This is a genomic window from Kineosporia corallincola (assembly GCF_018499875.1).
Classification (GTDB): Bacteria; Actinomycetota; Actinomycetes; order Actinomycetales; family Kineosporiaceae; genus Kineosporia; species Kineosporia corallincola.
Genome location: NZ_JAHBAY010000010.1, coordinates 101712 through 115553 on the forward strand (window position 1 = coordinate 101712; position 13842 = coordinate 115553).

Genomic DNA, 13842 nt, shown 5'->3' on the forward strand with positions numbered 1-13842 from the left:
CCATGGGTCTGCCCGAGATCTGGTTCGGCGTGATCGTCGCCGCCTGGGTGCTGTTCTTCGTGCTGGAGGGTTTCGACTTCGGGGTCGGCATGATCGCCGGCCTGGCCCGGCGCCCCCTGCACGAGCGGGACGCCGCGGTGCGCACCATCGCCCCCACCTGGGACGGCAACGAGGTGTGGCTGGTCGGTGCGATCGGCCTGATGTTCGCGATCTTCCCGGAGTGGTACGCGTCCGTGCTCTCCTCGCTGTACCTGCCGATGGTGCTGATCCTGCTCGCCCTGGCCGCGCGCGGCGTGGCCCTGGAGTTCCGCGGCAAGTACCACGGCGAGGGCGAGGAACGCTGGAAGTCGCGCTGTGACACGGTGATGGCCCTGGCGTCGCTGCTCGTCGTCGCGCTCTGGGGCGCCGTGGTGGCGGTGCTCGCCCGGGGCCTGGCGATCAACCAGGAGGGCGAGGTCGTCGGTTCGTCCTGGACCCGCAGCATCGACCCGCTGCTGACCTGGCAGGCCGCGGCCGGGGCGGCCGGGGGCGTGCTGACCGCCCTGCTGGTGGGCGCGCTGTTCCTGTCGCTGCGCACCACCGGCCCGCTGCGGAACTGGGCCCGGGGCCTGGCCTTCCGGGTCGGCGGCGTGGTGACGGCCGGGGCCCTGGTGGCCGCCGCGCTGACCACCGAGCCGGTGGTCGCGCTGATCGCGGTGCCGGCCCTGCTGGCCACGGTCGCGGCCCACCTCGGCCGGGAGGGCCTGGCCTTCACCGGCGGCGCCCTGACCATCGCCCTGGCCACCGTGCTCGGCCTGGCCTGGCACGCGCCGACGCTGCTGCCGAGCACGCTGGACCCGGCCTGGTCGGTGACCATGGACGGCGCCATCACCTCGGACTTCTCCCTCGGGGTGATCAGCTGGGCGGCCCTGTTCATCATGCCCGCCGTGCTGATCTACCAGGCGTTCTCGTACTGGGTCTTCCGCCGCCGCATCACCAGCGAGCGCGTGGTCACGGCCTGAGCGCCCGGGCCGAATCGAGCAGGAAGCCGACATGAGCACTCTCCAGCACGTCCCCTCCACCGCGCCCGTACCGGCGGGCGGTGACGGGGAACCGGCCGCCGGCCCACCGGCGTCACCCCGTCCCCGGGGCCCGGTGGACGCCCGGGTGTTCCGGCTGGTCCCGGCGATGCGCCGGGACGCCGTGCTGCTCGGGAGCCTGGCCGCGCTCGGCGCGCTCGCCCTGCTCGGCCAGCTGGTGACGGCGGCCTGGGCGGTCACCGCCTACTCGACCGGTGAGGGGCCCTGGCCGCCGCTGACCGGATTCCTGCTCGCGACCCTGGCCCGCGGTGTGCTGCGCGGCGCCGAGCACGCGCTGACCGCCCGGGCCGCGGGCCGGGCCCGGGTGCGGTTCGGCGCCGCGATCGCCGGGGCGGCGCTGCGGATGCCGCCGGCCCGGCTCGCCGCGACCGGGCCGGGCGCGGTGTCGGCGCTGGCCACGAACGGCGTGGACACGCTGGAGAAGTACGTCACCCGGTACCTGCCGGCGGTGGTGCCCGCCGTGGTGCTGCCGCCCGCGGTGGTCGTCGTGCTGGCGGTGCTGGACCCCCGCTCGGCCGTGATCGTGGTGGTCACGCTGCCCCTGGTGCCGCTGTTCGCGGCGCTGGTCGGGTGGGCCACGCAGCGCCGTTCGGAACAGCAGTGGCAGCTGATGTCCCGGCTGTCGTCGCACTTCCTCGACGTGGTGCAGGGCCTGGTGACGCTGCGGGCCCACCGCCGCGCCGGGCGTCAGGTCGAGGTGCTCGCCGAGGTGGGGGAGCAGCACCGCGCCGCCACCGTGCGGGTGCTGCGCCTGGCCTTCCTGTCCGGCACGGCCCTCGACCTGGTCGCGACCCTGTCGGTGGGGCTGGTGGCGGTGGAGGCCGGGCTGCGGGTGGCCGCGGGCGATCTCGGCCTGGGCACCGCGCTGGTGGCCATCCTGATCGCTCCCGAGGCGTACCGCCCGGTGCGGGAGCTGGGCGCCCGGTTCCACGAGAGCGCCGACGCGGCAGCCGTTCTCGACGAGGCGACAGCGGTGATCGACGCAGGGACCGACGCAGGGACAGACGCGGTGCCGGTCGCCCCGGACGCCCCGCTGCCCGCCGGGGTGGCCCTGCTCGCCGACGGGATCACCGTGAGCCTGCCGGGCCGGCCCGATCCGGTGCTGGCCGGTGTCGGGCTGTGGGTGCTCGGCGGGCAGATCACCGCGATCACCGGCCCCTCCGGTGTCGGGAAGACCACGCTGGTCAGGGTTCTCGCCGGTCAGCTGGCGCCCGGCAGCGGCCTGGTGCGGCGGGGCGCCCCGGTGGACGGCGAGCACCTCGTCGCCTACCTGCCCCAGCGCCCCACCTTCCCGCTGGCCCGGACCCTGCGCGACGCCGTGGGGGCGGGCTGGCCGCAGGCCCCGGCCGCCGCGTTCGACCAGGCCCTGCGCGACGCCTGCTGCGACTGGATCGGGCAGCTGCCGGCCGGCCCGGACACCCCGCTCGCCGAGGACGGCCGTGACCTGAGTGCCGGCCAGCGTCAGCGCCTGGCCCTGGCCCGCACCTTCCTGCATGCCGCCCGGCTGGGTGAGAAGGGCTCTCCCGTGGTCCTTCTCGACGAGCCCACCGCCCACCTCGACGAGCACACCGAACGCCGGGTGCTCGACGGCCTGCGCCGCCGGGCCGGGGACGGGACGGCGATCGTGATGGTGGCCCACCGCCCGGCCGCGATCGCCGCCGCCGACGAGGTCAGCCACCTGTACGGCACCGTGCCCCGGGCGTCCCGCCCCGGCCGGGCCGCTCCGTCGCACCTCAGCCACCTCGACCTGGGCGCCTGCCTGGACCTGGGATCCTGCCCCGACCCGACCTTCCACCTGGACCTGTCCGAGGCCGAACTCGACGCCTGCGCGCGGGGTTTCGGCTGGGAGGGATGGCTCGGCGACGGCGATAACAGGCTACCGCAAAAGGGTGGATCCAAGACCGGCGAAGATCTCACCGACGCCGGGGAGAAGCCCCCACACGAGCCCGCCGGCACATTCGAACCGCAGGGATCCGGCGCGGCGCGCGCGCCCGCCCCTGGATCCGCCCCTGGATCCGCGGCCCCCGCACCCCGCACCCCGGACCGGGACGACGCGGTCCTCCCCGGATTCGGCCGGGCCTGGGCCGCGGCGGCGCCCGCCCGCAGCTGGCTCCCGAAACCCCTGCGCACGGCCTCGATGAACCTGGCCCTGGTGCTGGGCACCCTGTCGTCGCTGTCCGGGGTGGCGCTGACCGCGGTCGCGGCGTGGCTGCTGACCCGGGCGTCCGGGCAGCCGCCGATCCTCACCCTGACCGTGGCGGTGGTCGGCGTGCGGTTGTTCGCCGTGGCCCGTCCGCTGTTCGGTTACCTGGAACGGCTCGTCGCCCACGACGTCGCCCTCGCCGACCTCGGCCGGCTGCGGGCACGGGTGTACGCGGATCTGATCCCCCGGGTTCCCGGCCCGGCGCTGCCGCGGCGCGGCGATCTGCTCACCCGCCTGGTGGACGACGTGGACGCGGTCGCCGACACCGTGCTCCGCTGGCGCCGTCCGGTGATCGTCGCCGCCGGGACCCTGGTGGTCGCGGTCGCCGCGGGCGCGCTCGTCGACCCGCTCGCCGCGGCGGCCGCGCTGCCCGGTCTGCTGCTGGCCGGGCTGGTCGCGCCGCTGGTGGCGGGTTCGGGGGCTGGGCTGCGGGCCCACCGGACCGCCGCCGCCCGGGCCGGGTACGCCCAGGCCGTGGTCGAGGTGCTGGCCGGGGCCGAGGACGTGAGGGCCCTCGGCGTCACCCGTTCCGGTGTCGTGCCGGTGCGCGAGGCCGGTGAGCGGGCGGTGCGCGCGGACCTGGCGCAGGCCCGCCGCAACGCCCTGGCCGAGTTCCTGCGCACCGTGGGGGCGGGCCTGGCCGTCGCCGGCGTCATGCTGGCGACCACCCTGGATTCCACTCTCGGCCTGGAGCAGGTGGGCGTGCTGGTGCTCGGCACCCTCGCCCTGGCCGACGTGACCGCGACCCTGCCCGACGCCGTCAACGCCCGCACCCGCGGCCGGATCGCCCACCGCCGTCTGAGCGAGGTGCTCGACACGCCGCCGGCCAGCGTCGACCCGGTGGACGCTGAAACGGTTGGCGCTGAAACGGTTTGCGCCGAAACGGCTCTCACCAGCCCGGCCACCACCAGCCCGGCCACCACCAGCCCGGCCACCACCAGCCCGGCCACCACCAGCCCAGCCACCACCAGCCCGGCCACCACCGGACCGGCGCCCGCCGGACCGGGTCCCACCGGCGTCCCCCGGCCCGCCACCCCCGGCATCGCGCTGGACCAGGTCGTGGCCGGCTGGGACGCCCGGCGGCCACCGGTACTCGACGGGCTCGACCTGGAACTGGCCCCGGGACAGCGGATCGCGGTGCAGGGGCCCTCCGGGTGCGGCAAGTCGACGCTGGCCGGGATCGTGCTGAAGTTCCTCGACCCGCGGGCCGGCTCGGCCCGGCTGGACGGCCGGGACTACCGCGACCTGACCGGCGACCGGGTGCGCGGCAGCGTCAGCCTGGTGTCGGACGACGACCACGTGTTCGCCGGCACCCTGCGCGAGAACCTGCTGCTGGCAAGCCCTTCCGCCACGGACGCCGAACTGCGCGTGGTGCTGACCCGGGCCCGGCTGGGGCACTGGTTCAACAGCACGCCCCAGGGTCTCGGCACCCGGCTGGGAGAACGCGGCGCCACCATGTCGGCCGGCGAGCGCCGCCGCCTGGCCCTGGCCCGCGCCCTGCTCGCCGGGCGCCCGGTGCTGGTGCTCGACGAGCCCGCCGAGAGCCTCGACACCGAGACCGCCCAGGCCGTGCTCGGCGACCTGCTGGAGACCACCGGCGGCTGTTCGGTGCTGCTGGTCACCCACCGCTCCGAGGGGCTCGACGCGATGGACCGGGTGCTGCGCCTGGAGGACGGCGGCCTCAGAGCTGGTACTTGAACCCGGCGTGCGACTGGACGAAGCCCAGGCGGCGGTAGAACCGGTGGGCGTCCTCGCGGGACAGGTCCGAGGTGAGCTGCACCAGATCGCAGCCCCGCGAACGGCATTCGTCGAGCGCCCAGCGCATCAGCGCGGTGCCCAGCCCACTGCCGCGCTCGGTGCCGGACACCCGCACCGCCTCCACGATCGCCCGGGTGGCCCCGCGCCGGGACAGTCCCGGGACGAAGGTCAGGTGCGCCGTGGCCAGCACCCGGCCGTCCCGGTCACCGACCACGAGCAGCTGGTTCGGGTCCTGCTCCACCCGGGTGAAGGCCCGCTCGTACAGCGCGAGGTCGTCCGGGCTCTCGCGCTGGGCGCCGAGCCGGTCGTCGGCCAGCAGACCCACGACCGCCGGGACGTCGGACCGGGTGGCACGGCGGAAACGGATGTCGCTCATCCGGCCCTTTCAAACATCCGGTGCGGTGGGGGAGTCACGCCGCCCGCGAGTGCGGGCCGGTACGCGGGGTGACGGTGTCGGTCCGGCCGGCAGCCTGTCGCTCCAGTGCCGCCCGCTCCAGCGCCGCCCGCACCAGCAGCCGGCCGGCCACGCCGTAGCCGGCGCCCTCCGGGGCCACCAGTGGCAGGTCGTGCACCAGCCCGGGGGTGACGGCCGCCAGAACCGGCCGTCCGTCCGGTTCCAGGGCCGCCTCCGCGGCGGCCGAGCGGCCCTGCCGCGCGACCACCCGCCCGAACACGCAGGCCGTCATCACCGGGGCACCCAGGCCCACGGCGGCGATCCCGATCAGTTCGACGAACATGCCAGTCTCCTCCGGAAGCCGTTGCCCCGACCCGGGGCGACGGTGCCGCACCGCCGCCCGGGTTCCGGCTTCCGTCGGCACCGACTCTCAAAGCGTCAGCCCGTGGGCGGAATTCGGCGGCACCCGGACACCGGAGTCATCCTCCGGGCGGACGTCCGGGGGTGTGGAACCACCCGTGCGGCGTAGCGCGGTCGCCTGCCGCGTGGGCCGCCGGATCGCGACCACCGCCACCCCGGCCAGCAGAATCAGGCCGCCGAGCAGCTCGAACCGGCCCGGCCGCTCGTGCTGCACCAGCCAGGCGGTGACCAGCCCGACCACCGGCACGAGCAGGGTGAACGGCACCACCTGAGCGGCGTTGTAGCGGGCCAGCAGGGTGTTCCAGATGCCGTAGCCGACCAGGGAGGCCAGCACCGCCGTGTAGAGCGTGGACGCGATGTTGCCGAGCGAGATGTGGGTCAGCGCGTGCCGCACCTCGGCCGGCCCGTCGACCAGCAGCGACAGCGCGACCAGCGGCACCGGCACGACCAGCGCCGACCAGACCGTCATCGACAGGCCGGACGCCACGGCCGCCCGGCGGCTGAGCACGTTGCCGGCCGCCCAGCTCAGCGCCGCGCAGACGCACAGGCCGAGCGCGGGCAGCGGGGTGTGCGCCGACCGGCCGACCGCGACCACGGCCAGGCCCAGCGCCCCCAGCCCCACGCCGGCGCAGGCCCGGCGGCCGGGCCGTTCGTGCAGGGCCACGGCGGCGATCACCACGGTGCCCACCACCTGCCCCTGGAGCACGAGACTGGCCAGGCCGGAGGGCATCCCGGCGTGCAGCGAGGTGTAGAGGAAGGCGAACTGGCCGAGGCTGAGGAACGTGCCGACCAGCAACAGGGTGCTCCACGGCACGGCCGGGCGGGGGATCAGGAACACGGCGGGCAGGAGCACCACGACGAATCTCAGCGCCACGAACAGCAGGGGCGGGAATCCGGACAGGCCCTCGTCGATGACGACGAAGTTCATGCCCCAGATCACGGTCACCATCACGGCCAGCAGGGAGTCACGGGTGCTCACCCTGCCAGCCTCCAGGAGCGGACCATGTACGTCCATCGACGATCGGTGACGCCGAATCGTTAGCATCGCTTCATGATGGATCTGGTGGCGTTGCGTTCCCTGATCGCGGTCGACGTGCACGGCACCGTCGCGGCGGCCGCCTACGCCGCCGGCTACACGCCCTCCGCGGTGTCGCAGCAGATCAAGCGCCTGGAGAAGGACCTCGGTGTGCTGCTGCTGGAACGGGTCGGGCGCGGGGTGGTGCTGACCGAGCGCGGCCGCACCCTGGTGCTGCACGGGCAGGGCATCCTGCGGCAGGTCGAGGCGGCCACCGCCGGGCTGGCCGGTGAGCAGGGCGAGCCGGCCGGGCCGCTGCGGATCGTGGCGTTCTCCACCGCGGTGCGCGGGCTGGTCGCGCCGCTGCTGTCCGACCTGGCCCGGACCAGCCCGGCGGTGGTGCCGGAGGTGTTCGAGCGGGACCCGCACGAGGCCGTCGACATCGTCGCCGCCGGGCAGGCCGACATCGGCCTGGTGCACCACTGGGTGGGCGTGCCGCTGCACCGGCCCGACTACCTGGACGGCCGGCTGATCGGGTTCGACACCGCCGACCTGCTGGTGCACCGGGAGCACCGGCTGGCCGGCCGCACCGACGTCACCCCGGCCGACCTGGTCGACGAGCCCTGGGCCTCCACCCCGGTCGGCACGATCTGCCACGGCTGGTTCGTGTACATGTTCACCGGCTTCGCCCGGCCGCCGCGGGTGCGGTACTGGTCGGCGGAGTTCGCGTCGCAGGTCCGGCTGGTGCAGGAGGGCCTGGCCGTGGCCCTGGTGCCCCGGCTCGGTCGCGGCCGGCTGCCCCACGACGTGGTCGCGGTCCCGGTGTCCGGGCCGGCGCCGACCCGCGTCCTGGAGATGATCTGGCGGGACTCGATGTCGTCCAGCCCGGCCGTCCGGCACGTGCGTGAGCGGTGCGCGGCCGTGTTCACCGGCGGCGTCGCGACCCTCGAACCCTCCAACTGAGGACGACGAGGGGTGGCGCCGGTCTGTCGTCGTCCTCGAAGCCGCCCCGCGAGGGGTGGGCACGACCGGCGAACCGCCGCAGCGGGGTGGCCTGAGCTGCTCGGCACGGAGGACGGCGCCGGGCGGGCACTGCACGCGCACGGCACGATCCCGGTGCGGGAACTACGCGCCGTGCTCGATCATGACCAAAGTGCTTCCGGTGCAGCCTGATCCCGATCTCAGGACAAGTCGGCTGTGATCTGGGTCAAGCCGCGCGCGACACTCCGGGCTACCCGCTGGTGAATGAGAGTCATTATCAAAGCATCGGCTATCGTCATCTCCCGCCGGGCAGCCGCCCGGCCGGGCCCCGGGCCCGACCGACGATCACGGGGGACAGGGAAGACCATGGGTGAGGTGCAGATCCGGCCGGCCACGGCGGCGGACCTGGCGGGTGCCGCGGCGTGCATGCGCGAGGTGCTGGAGACCGACCTGGGCGGCTATACCGAGCGATGGCACCAGGACCTCGACGAGCTGGAGGCGACCTACCTGCAAGCCCCGCGTGCGGCTCTGTTCGTCGCGGTCGGCACGAGTGGGGACGGCGAGGAGGTGGTGCTGGCCACCACCGCGGTCCGGCCCTGCCTGCTGGCGTCGCCGCCGAACCCGGCCTGGCTGGCCGGGCGGTACAACCGGCCGGACGTGTGCCAGCTGGTGCGGGTCTGGGTGCGGCCGCGGGCCCGCCGCCGCGGGCTGGCCCGGCGGCTGGTGGCCGAGGCCGCGCGCTGGGCCACCGGGGCCGGAGGCTACGGCACGGTGTATCTGCACACCGACACCGGAGTGCCCGGCGCGGAGGCGTTCTGGCGCTCGATGCCCACCGTCGAGGTGCTCGACGCCCGGCCAGATCCTTGGAACACCGTGCACTTCGAGCTCGAGGTGCCGAAACTCCTTACCCTGCACGGGGAACCGGAAGCACTCCGGTGAGGGCCGGTGAGACCCCGCTGGAGGCGGGCGCGGCCGCGGGCCGGGTGGTCGACCAGGTGGGTGACCTGGCGCTGCTGCACGACACCTCGGTCGACCAAGCCTACGCCGAGCAGCTCGCCGCGCGCGTCGCCACGATCTACGAGAACCTGCGGCAGCAGCCGGGTCTGGCGCCGTCCACGATGGTCGACCGGCTGTTCACCGAGCTGGTCGGGCTGTGCGGCGAGGACGGCGGCGACCTGTCGCCCCGGGCCGCGCGGGTGCTCGGCGACCAGCGGGTGGCCTCCCGCCTGGCCGGCCTGCACGAGATCTGCGCCGAGGGCGAGTACCTGATGGAGACGCACTGGGCGCGCCGGATCGCCGAGGCGGACAAGCCGCGCGAGGAACTGGCCGGTTTCCCCTACCTCGGCAACTACCGCGAGCTGACCCGGCTGGAGATCAACCTGCTGCGCTGCTTCGGCGTGGAACCGGCCACGGCACGGCGGATCTGCTTCCTCGGGGCCGGGCCGCTGCCGCTGTCCGCGATCTGCCTGTACGAGGAACTCGGGGTGCCGGTCGACGTGGTGGACCGTTCCGAGGAGGCCGTCGTGCTCGGCTCGGCCTGTGTCAACGCCCTGCTCGGCCGGGGCCGGGTGCGGTTCCACCTGGCCGACGCCGCGCGGTTCGAGCAGGTCGCCGGTGCCGACGTGGTGGTGCTCGGGGCCCTGGCCGGGCTGGAGCCGGACGCCAAGAACGCCATCCTGGCGGCCCTGTGGCAGCGGCTCGACCCGGGCACGGTGCTGCTGGTGCGCAGCGCGGCCGGGCTGCGGCGCCTGCTCTACCCGGCCGTGGGCACGCGCGACCTGGGCGGCTGGGAGCAACTCGGGGTGCTGCACCCGCTCAACGACGTCATCAATTCGGTGATAGTCCTGCGCCGCCCCTGATCACGTCCACGCCCCGGATCACCACGTCGCGCACCCGGGTCAGCGCGGTGACCGAGGCCCGCGGATCGCCGTCCACCACCAGGAGGTCGGCGTCCGCGCCGGGCGTCAGCCCTCCCTTGACGCCCTCCAGGCCGCAGGCCCGGGCCGACACCGAGGTGGCGGTCGCGATCGCGTCGCCGGTGGCGATGCCGGCCGCCACCAGCTCGGCCACGGCCAGCGCCACGATGCCGTGCGGTTTGGCCGCGTGGATGCCGGCGTCCGAGCCGCTGATCACCGAAACGCCCTGCCGGTGCAGCATCTCGACCTGCACGAAGCGGTGCTCGGGCACCAGGCCGGTGCGCCGGTTGACCTCCAGGGCCTGGGCCGACATCGGGCTGCCGGGGATCCGGCCGAACGTCGGGCCGACGTGGATGCCGCCCTCGCGCAGCCGGTCCGCCAGGTCGGGTGGGGTCTGCACGCCGTGGGTGGTGAGGCAGGTGCAGTGCTCGATGCCCTGCACCCCGGCGTCGATGCACAGCCGCACGGCGTCCAGCGAGTGGGCGTGCGCCACCACCGGAAGCCCGTGCTCCGTGGCCCTTCTCACCACCAGGGTGACGTCGTCGAGGGAGTACTGCAACGACAGCAGGTCCGAGCCCGGCGTCATCGCGCCGCCGCTGACCACGATCTTCACCAGGGCCGCGCCCCGCCGGGCCCGCTCGTCCACCGCCGCCACCAGCTGATCGGCCCCCGCCGCCTCGCCGCCCATCGCGGCGCAGTGCCCGCCGGGCGTGGTGATCGGCGGGCCGGAGGCGACCACGGTGGGCTCGTCGGCCGACGAGGTGCGCTCGAGCACCGACCAGCGATGGTCGCCGAGGTCGCGCACGGTGGTCACGCCGGCCCGGGTGTGGCCCCGCAGCGACTGCCGCACCACCTCCTCCCGCTCGGCCGGGGTGCGGCCGGGATCGCGGCCCAGCGCCCCGTCCCGGCCGTCGGCGATCAGGTGCACATGGGTGTCGATCAGCCCGGGCAGCAGCGTGCCGCCGTCGTGGTGGCGCACCGTGAAGTCACCGGAAACCGCTGCCGTGCCGGGAATCACGGCCAGGATGCGGGGCCCTTCGGTGAGCACGGTGGCCCCGTCCGGCCAGAACCGCTCACCGTCGAAGGCCAGGGGGGCGACATGGGCGACACGTTCGGGGGCGGACATGGGCCCAGTCTCCGGAACGGGCCGCACCGTGATCAAGTGCGTACGGAGTGATGATGGACAAGTCCCGGCCCTGGTTCCGGCGGGGCCGTGGTGCGCGGCTCAGGTCGCCCGGCGACCGCCGGGCGCATCGGTGAGCACCCGGAATCCCGCCGAAGTCGCAGGTCGACCGGGGGCAGCAGGTCGGCGCCCGGGAGGCAAGGCCTGTCCGGACAGCAATTGGCGTGCCTACCCTCGCTGCACCTGGACCGGTGGCGGAGAGGCGTGGTGTCTTCATGACCCAGTACGTGTACGCGTTCTCGGAGGGCAGCAAGGAGCAGCGGGAGCTGCTCGGCGGCAAGGGTGCGAACCTGGCCGAGATGACCAACCTCGGGCTGCCGGTGCCGCCCGGGTTCACGATCACCACGCAGGCCTGCCGGTCCTACCTGACCGCCGGGTCCGAGCCGGGCGAGCTGCGGGTGCAGGTGACCATGGCGCTGCGGCGGCTGGAGGACGACCTCGGGCGGCAGCTGGGCGACCGGCACGACCCGCTGCTGGTGAGTGTCCGCTCCGGGGCGATGCACTCGATGCCGGGGATGATGGAGACCGTGCTCAACGTCGGCCTCAACGACGCGAGCGTGAAGGGCCTGGCCGAGGCCGGCGGAGACGAGCGCTTCGCCTGGGACTCCTACCGCCGGCTGCTCCAGATGTTCGGCAAGACCGTGCTGGAGATCGACGGGGAGAACTTCTCCCGCGCCCTCGACGACGCGAAACGCCGCCAGGGCGTGGAGACCGACGTGGAACTCACCGCTGAGAGCCTGAAAAGCCTGGTGTCCGAGTTCAAGTCGGTGATCCTGGAGCACAGCGGAACCGAGTTCCCGCAGCATCCGCGCGAACAGCTCGACCTGGCGATCCGGGCGGTCTTCGACTCCTGGAACACCGAGCGGGCCCGGCTGTACCGGCGGCGCGAGCGGATCCCGCAGGATCTCGGCACGGCGGTGAACATCTGCACGATGGTGTTCGGCAACACGGGTGAGACGTCGGGCACCGGTGTGGCCTTCACCCGCGACCCGGCGTCCGGGCACGGTGGGGTGTACGGCGACTACCTGCCGAACGCGCAGGGCGAGGACGTGGTGGCGGGCATCCGTAACACGATGAGCCTGGCCGACCTGAAGGACCTCGACGCGTCGTCGTACAAGCAACTGCTCCAGGTGATGCGGCGGCTGGAGACGCACTACCGCGACCTGTGCGACATCGAGTTCACGATCGAGCGCAGCAAGCTCTGGATGCTCCAGACCCGGGTGGGAAAACGCACGGCCGCCGCCGCCTTCCGGATCGCCACCCAGCTGGTCGACGAGAACCTGATCACCATGGACGAGGCGCTCCAGCGGGTGGACGGCTCGCAGTTGGCCCAGCTGATGTTCCCGCGGTTCGACGCCTCGGCCCCGCGGGAGTCGCTGGGCACCGGCATGGCGGCCTCGCCGGGCGCGGCCACCGGGCAGATCGTGTTCGACTCCGCCGCGGCCGAGAAGGCGGCGGCCGAGGGGAAGGACGTGATCCTGGTGCGCCGCGAGACCAGCCCGGACGACCTGGGCGGCATGATCGCGGCCCGTGGGGTGCTCACCTCGCGGGGCGGCAGGACCAGCCACGCGGCCGTGGTCGCGCGGGGCATGGGCAAGACCTGCGTGTGCGGTCTCGCCGAGCTGGACGTCGACGGGTCCACCGCCCGGGTGGGTGGAAAGACGCTGCGTGAGGGCGATCTCATCAGTATCGACGGCAGCAGCGGCGAGGTGTTCGCGGGGGCCGTGCCGGTGGTCGCCTCGCCGGTCGCGACCTACCTGGAGCGAGGGCTGGACGAGGCGGTCAAGGACGCCGACGCCGACACCGCCGATCTGGTGCGCTCGGTGGACCGGCTGCTCTCGCACGCCGACCGGATCCGCCGGCTGCGGGTGCGCGCCAACGCCGACAATGCCGAGGACGCCTCGCGCGCCAGGGATCTCGGTGCCCAGGGGATCGGGCTGTGCCGCACCGAGCACATGTTCCTGGGGGAGCGGCGGGTGCTGATCGAGCGGCTGATCCTGGCCTCGGGGGCGGACGCGCGCCAGGCCGTGTACGACGAGCTGCTGCCGTTGCAGCGCCAGGACTTCACCGAGCTGCTCACCGCGATGGACGGGCTGCCGGTGACGATCCGCCTGCTCGACCCGCCGCTGCACGAGTTCCTGCCCGACCGGACCGAGCTCTCGGTCAAGGTGGCGCTCGAAAAAGCTTCCGGAACGGCCGATCCGGGTGAGGAGAGGCTGCTCGCGGCGGTGGAGCGGCTGCACGAGTCCAACCCGATGCTGGGCCTGCGCGGCGTGCGGCTGGGGCTGGTGCTGCCCGGGCTGTTCGCGTTGCAGGTGCGGGCGATCAGCGAGGCGGCGGCCCTGGCCCGGCGCGACGGCGGCGACCCGCACGTCGAGATCATGATCCCGCTGGTCGGCTCGGTGATGGAGCTGTTCCTGATCCGCGACGAGGCCGACGCCATCGTGCGGCAGGCCGGGCTGGACATCCCGATCGGCACCATGATCGAGCTGCCCCGGGCGGCCCTGACCGCGACCCGGGTGGCCGAGGCCGCCGAGTTCTTCAGCTTCGGCACCAACGACCTCACCCAGACCACCTGGGGTTTCTCCCGCGACGACGTGGAGGGCGGCTTCTTCGCCGCCTACCTCGACCGCGGGGTGTTCATGGTGTCGCCGTTCGAGAGCCTCGACGTGGACGGCGTGGGCCGGCTGATCCGGATCGCCGCCGAGGACGGCCGCCGCACCCGGCCCGGACTGAAACTGGGGGTCTGCGGCGAGCACGGCGGCGACCCGGAGTCGATCCACTTCTTCCACCGGGTCGGCATCGATTATGTGTCGTGCTCGCCGTTCCGGGTGCCGATCGCCCGGCTGGAGGCGGGGCGGGCGGCGGTGATCGGGTAGCTCGTGCGATATTC

At 74.1% G+C, this 13842-nt stretch carries 10 protein-coding genes; 6 read left to right on the forward strand and 4 right to left on the reverse strand.

Annotated elements, in window-relative coordinates:
• The first annotated feature begins 2 nt into the window (after positions 1 to 2).
• Both cydB and cydD read left to right on the forward strand, forming a co-directional pair.
• On the forward strand, positions 3 to 1001 hold the full coding sequence (gene cydB / locus KIH74_RS23155; RefSeq protein WP_214158227.1) for a cytochrome d ubiquinol oxidase subunit II: 999 nt from the start codon (positions 3 to 5) through the stop codon (positions 999 to 1001).
• Between the two features lie 31 nt (positions 1002 to 1032).
• Positions 1033 to 4980, forward strand: a complete 3948-nt coding sequence (cydD, locus tag KIH74_RS37950) for a thiol reductant ABC exporter subunit CydD (RefSeq protein ID WP_214158228.1) — start codon at positions 1033 to 1035, stop codon at positions 4978 to 4980.
• Here the strand turns inward: cydD and KIH74_RS23165 are convergent.
• The 3 genes from KIH74_RS23165 to KIH74_RS23175 form a co-directional block, all read right to left on the reverse strand.
• The gene (locus KIH74_RS23165) at positions 4964 to 5416 is read right to left on the reverse strand and encodes a GNAT family N-acetyltransferase (RefSeq protein ID WP_214158229.1); all 453 of its coding nucleotides are present in this window, start codon (positions 5414 to 5416) and stop codon (positions 4964 to 4966) included. The genes cydD and KIH74_RS23165 overlap by 17 nt on opposite strands.
• A 34-nt stretch (positions 5417 to 5450) precedes the next feature.
• The gene (locus KIH74_RS23170) at positions 5451 to 5777 is read right to left on the reverse strand and encodes a hypothetical protein (RefSeq protein WP_214158230.1); all 327 of its coding nucleotides are present in this window, start codon (positions 5775 to 5777) and stop codon (positions 5451 to 5453) included.
• An 87-nt stretch (positions 5778 to 5864) separates the two neighbouring features.
• A complete protein-coding gene (locus KIH74_RS23175; RefSeq protein WP_214158231.1) occupies positions 5865 to 6833 on the reverse strand; it encodes an EamA family transporter in 969 nt (322 codons plus the stop codon).
• Between the two features lie 72 nt (positions 6834 to 6905).
• Between KIH74_RS23175 and KIH74_RS23180 the strand changes: the two genes are divergently transcribed.
• From KIH74_RS23180 to KIH74_RS23190, 3 genes are all read left to right on the forward strand, one after another.
• Positions 6906 to 7832, forward strand: a complete 927-nt coding sequence (locus KIH74_RS23180; protein WP_214158232.1) for a LysR family transcriptional regulator — start codon at positions 6906 to 6908, stop codon at positions 7830 to 7832.
• Positions 7833 to 8216: 384 nt separating this feature from the next.
• On the forward strand, positions 8217 to 8789 hold the full coding sequence (locus KIH74_RS23185; protein ID WP_214158233.1) for a GNAT family N-acetyltransferase: 573 nt from the start codon (positions 8217 to 8219) through the stop codon (positions 8787 to 8789).
• Positions 8786 to 9709 (forward strand): nicotianamine synthase family protein, encoded by a 924-nt coding sequence (locus KIH74_RS23190; protein ID WP_214158234.1) that lies wholly within the window; start codon positions 8786 to 8788, stop codon positions 9707 to 9709. The genes KIH74_RS23185 and KIH74_RS23190 overlap by 4 nt, the downstream gene beginning before the upstream one ends.
• On the opposite strand, the gene KIH74_RS23195 is transcribed toward KIH74_RS23190, so the two are convergent.
• Positions 9678 to 10892, reverse strand: a complete 1215-nt coding sequence (locus KIH74_RS23195; protein ID WP_214158235.1) for an amidohydrolase family protein — start codon at positions 10890 to 10892, stop codon at positions 9678 to 9680. The genes KIH74_RS23190 and KIH74_RS23195 overlap by 32 nt on opposite strands.
• Positions 10893 to 11164: 272 nt before the next feature.
• Here KIH74_RS23195 and ppdK point away from each other — a divergent pair, with 272 nt between their 5' ends.
• A complete protein-coding gene (gene ppdK / locus KIH74_RS23200; protein ID WP_214158236.1) occupies positions 11165 to 13828 on the forward strand; it encodes a pyruvate, phosphate dikinase in 2664 nt (887 codons plus the stop codon).
• Positions 13829 to 13842 lie beyond the last annotated feature (14 nt).

What these genes read in the sequence shown, in the direction of transcription:
- KIH74_RS23170 (WP_214158230.1), bottom strand. Translation starts at nt 5,777, where the DNA reads ATGTTCGTCGAACTGATCGGGATCGCCGCCGTGGGCCTGGGTGCCCCG.
- KIH74_RS23185 (WP_214158233.1), top strand. Translation starts at nt 8,217, where the DNA reads ATGGGTGAGGTGCAGATCCGGCCGGCCACGGCGGCGGACCTGGCGGGT.
- ppdK (WP_214158236.1), top strand. Translation starts at nt 11,165, where the DNA reads ATGACCCAGTACGTGTACGCGTTCTCGGAGGGCAGCAAGGAGCAGCGG.
- KIH74_RS23195 (WP_214158235.1), bottom strand. Translation starts at nt 10,892, where the DNA reads ATGTCCGCCCCCGAACGTGTCGCCCATGTCGCCCCCCTGGCCTTCGAC.
- cydB (WP_214158227.1), top strand. Translation starts at nt 3, where the DNA reads ATGGGTCTGCCCGAGATCTGGTTCGGCGTGATCGTCGCCGCCTGGGTG.
- KIH74_RS23180 (WP_214158232.1), top strand. Translation starts at nt 6,906, where the DNA reads ATGATGGATCTGGTGGCGTTGCGTTCCCTGATCGCGGTCGACGTGCAC.
- cydD (WP_214158228.1), top strand. Translation starts at nt 1,033, where the DNA reads ATGAGCACTCTCCAGCACGTCCCCTCCACCGCGCCCGTACCGGCGGGC.
- KIH74_RS23165 (WP_214158229.1), bottom strand. Translation starts at nt 5,416, where the DNA reads ATGAGCGACATCCGTTTCCGCCGTGCCACCCGGTCCGACGTCCCGGCG.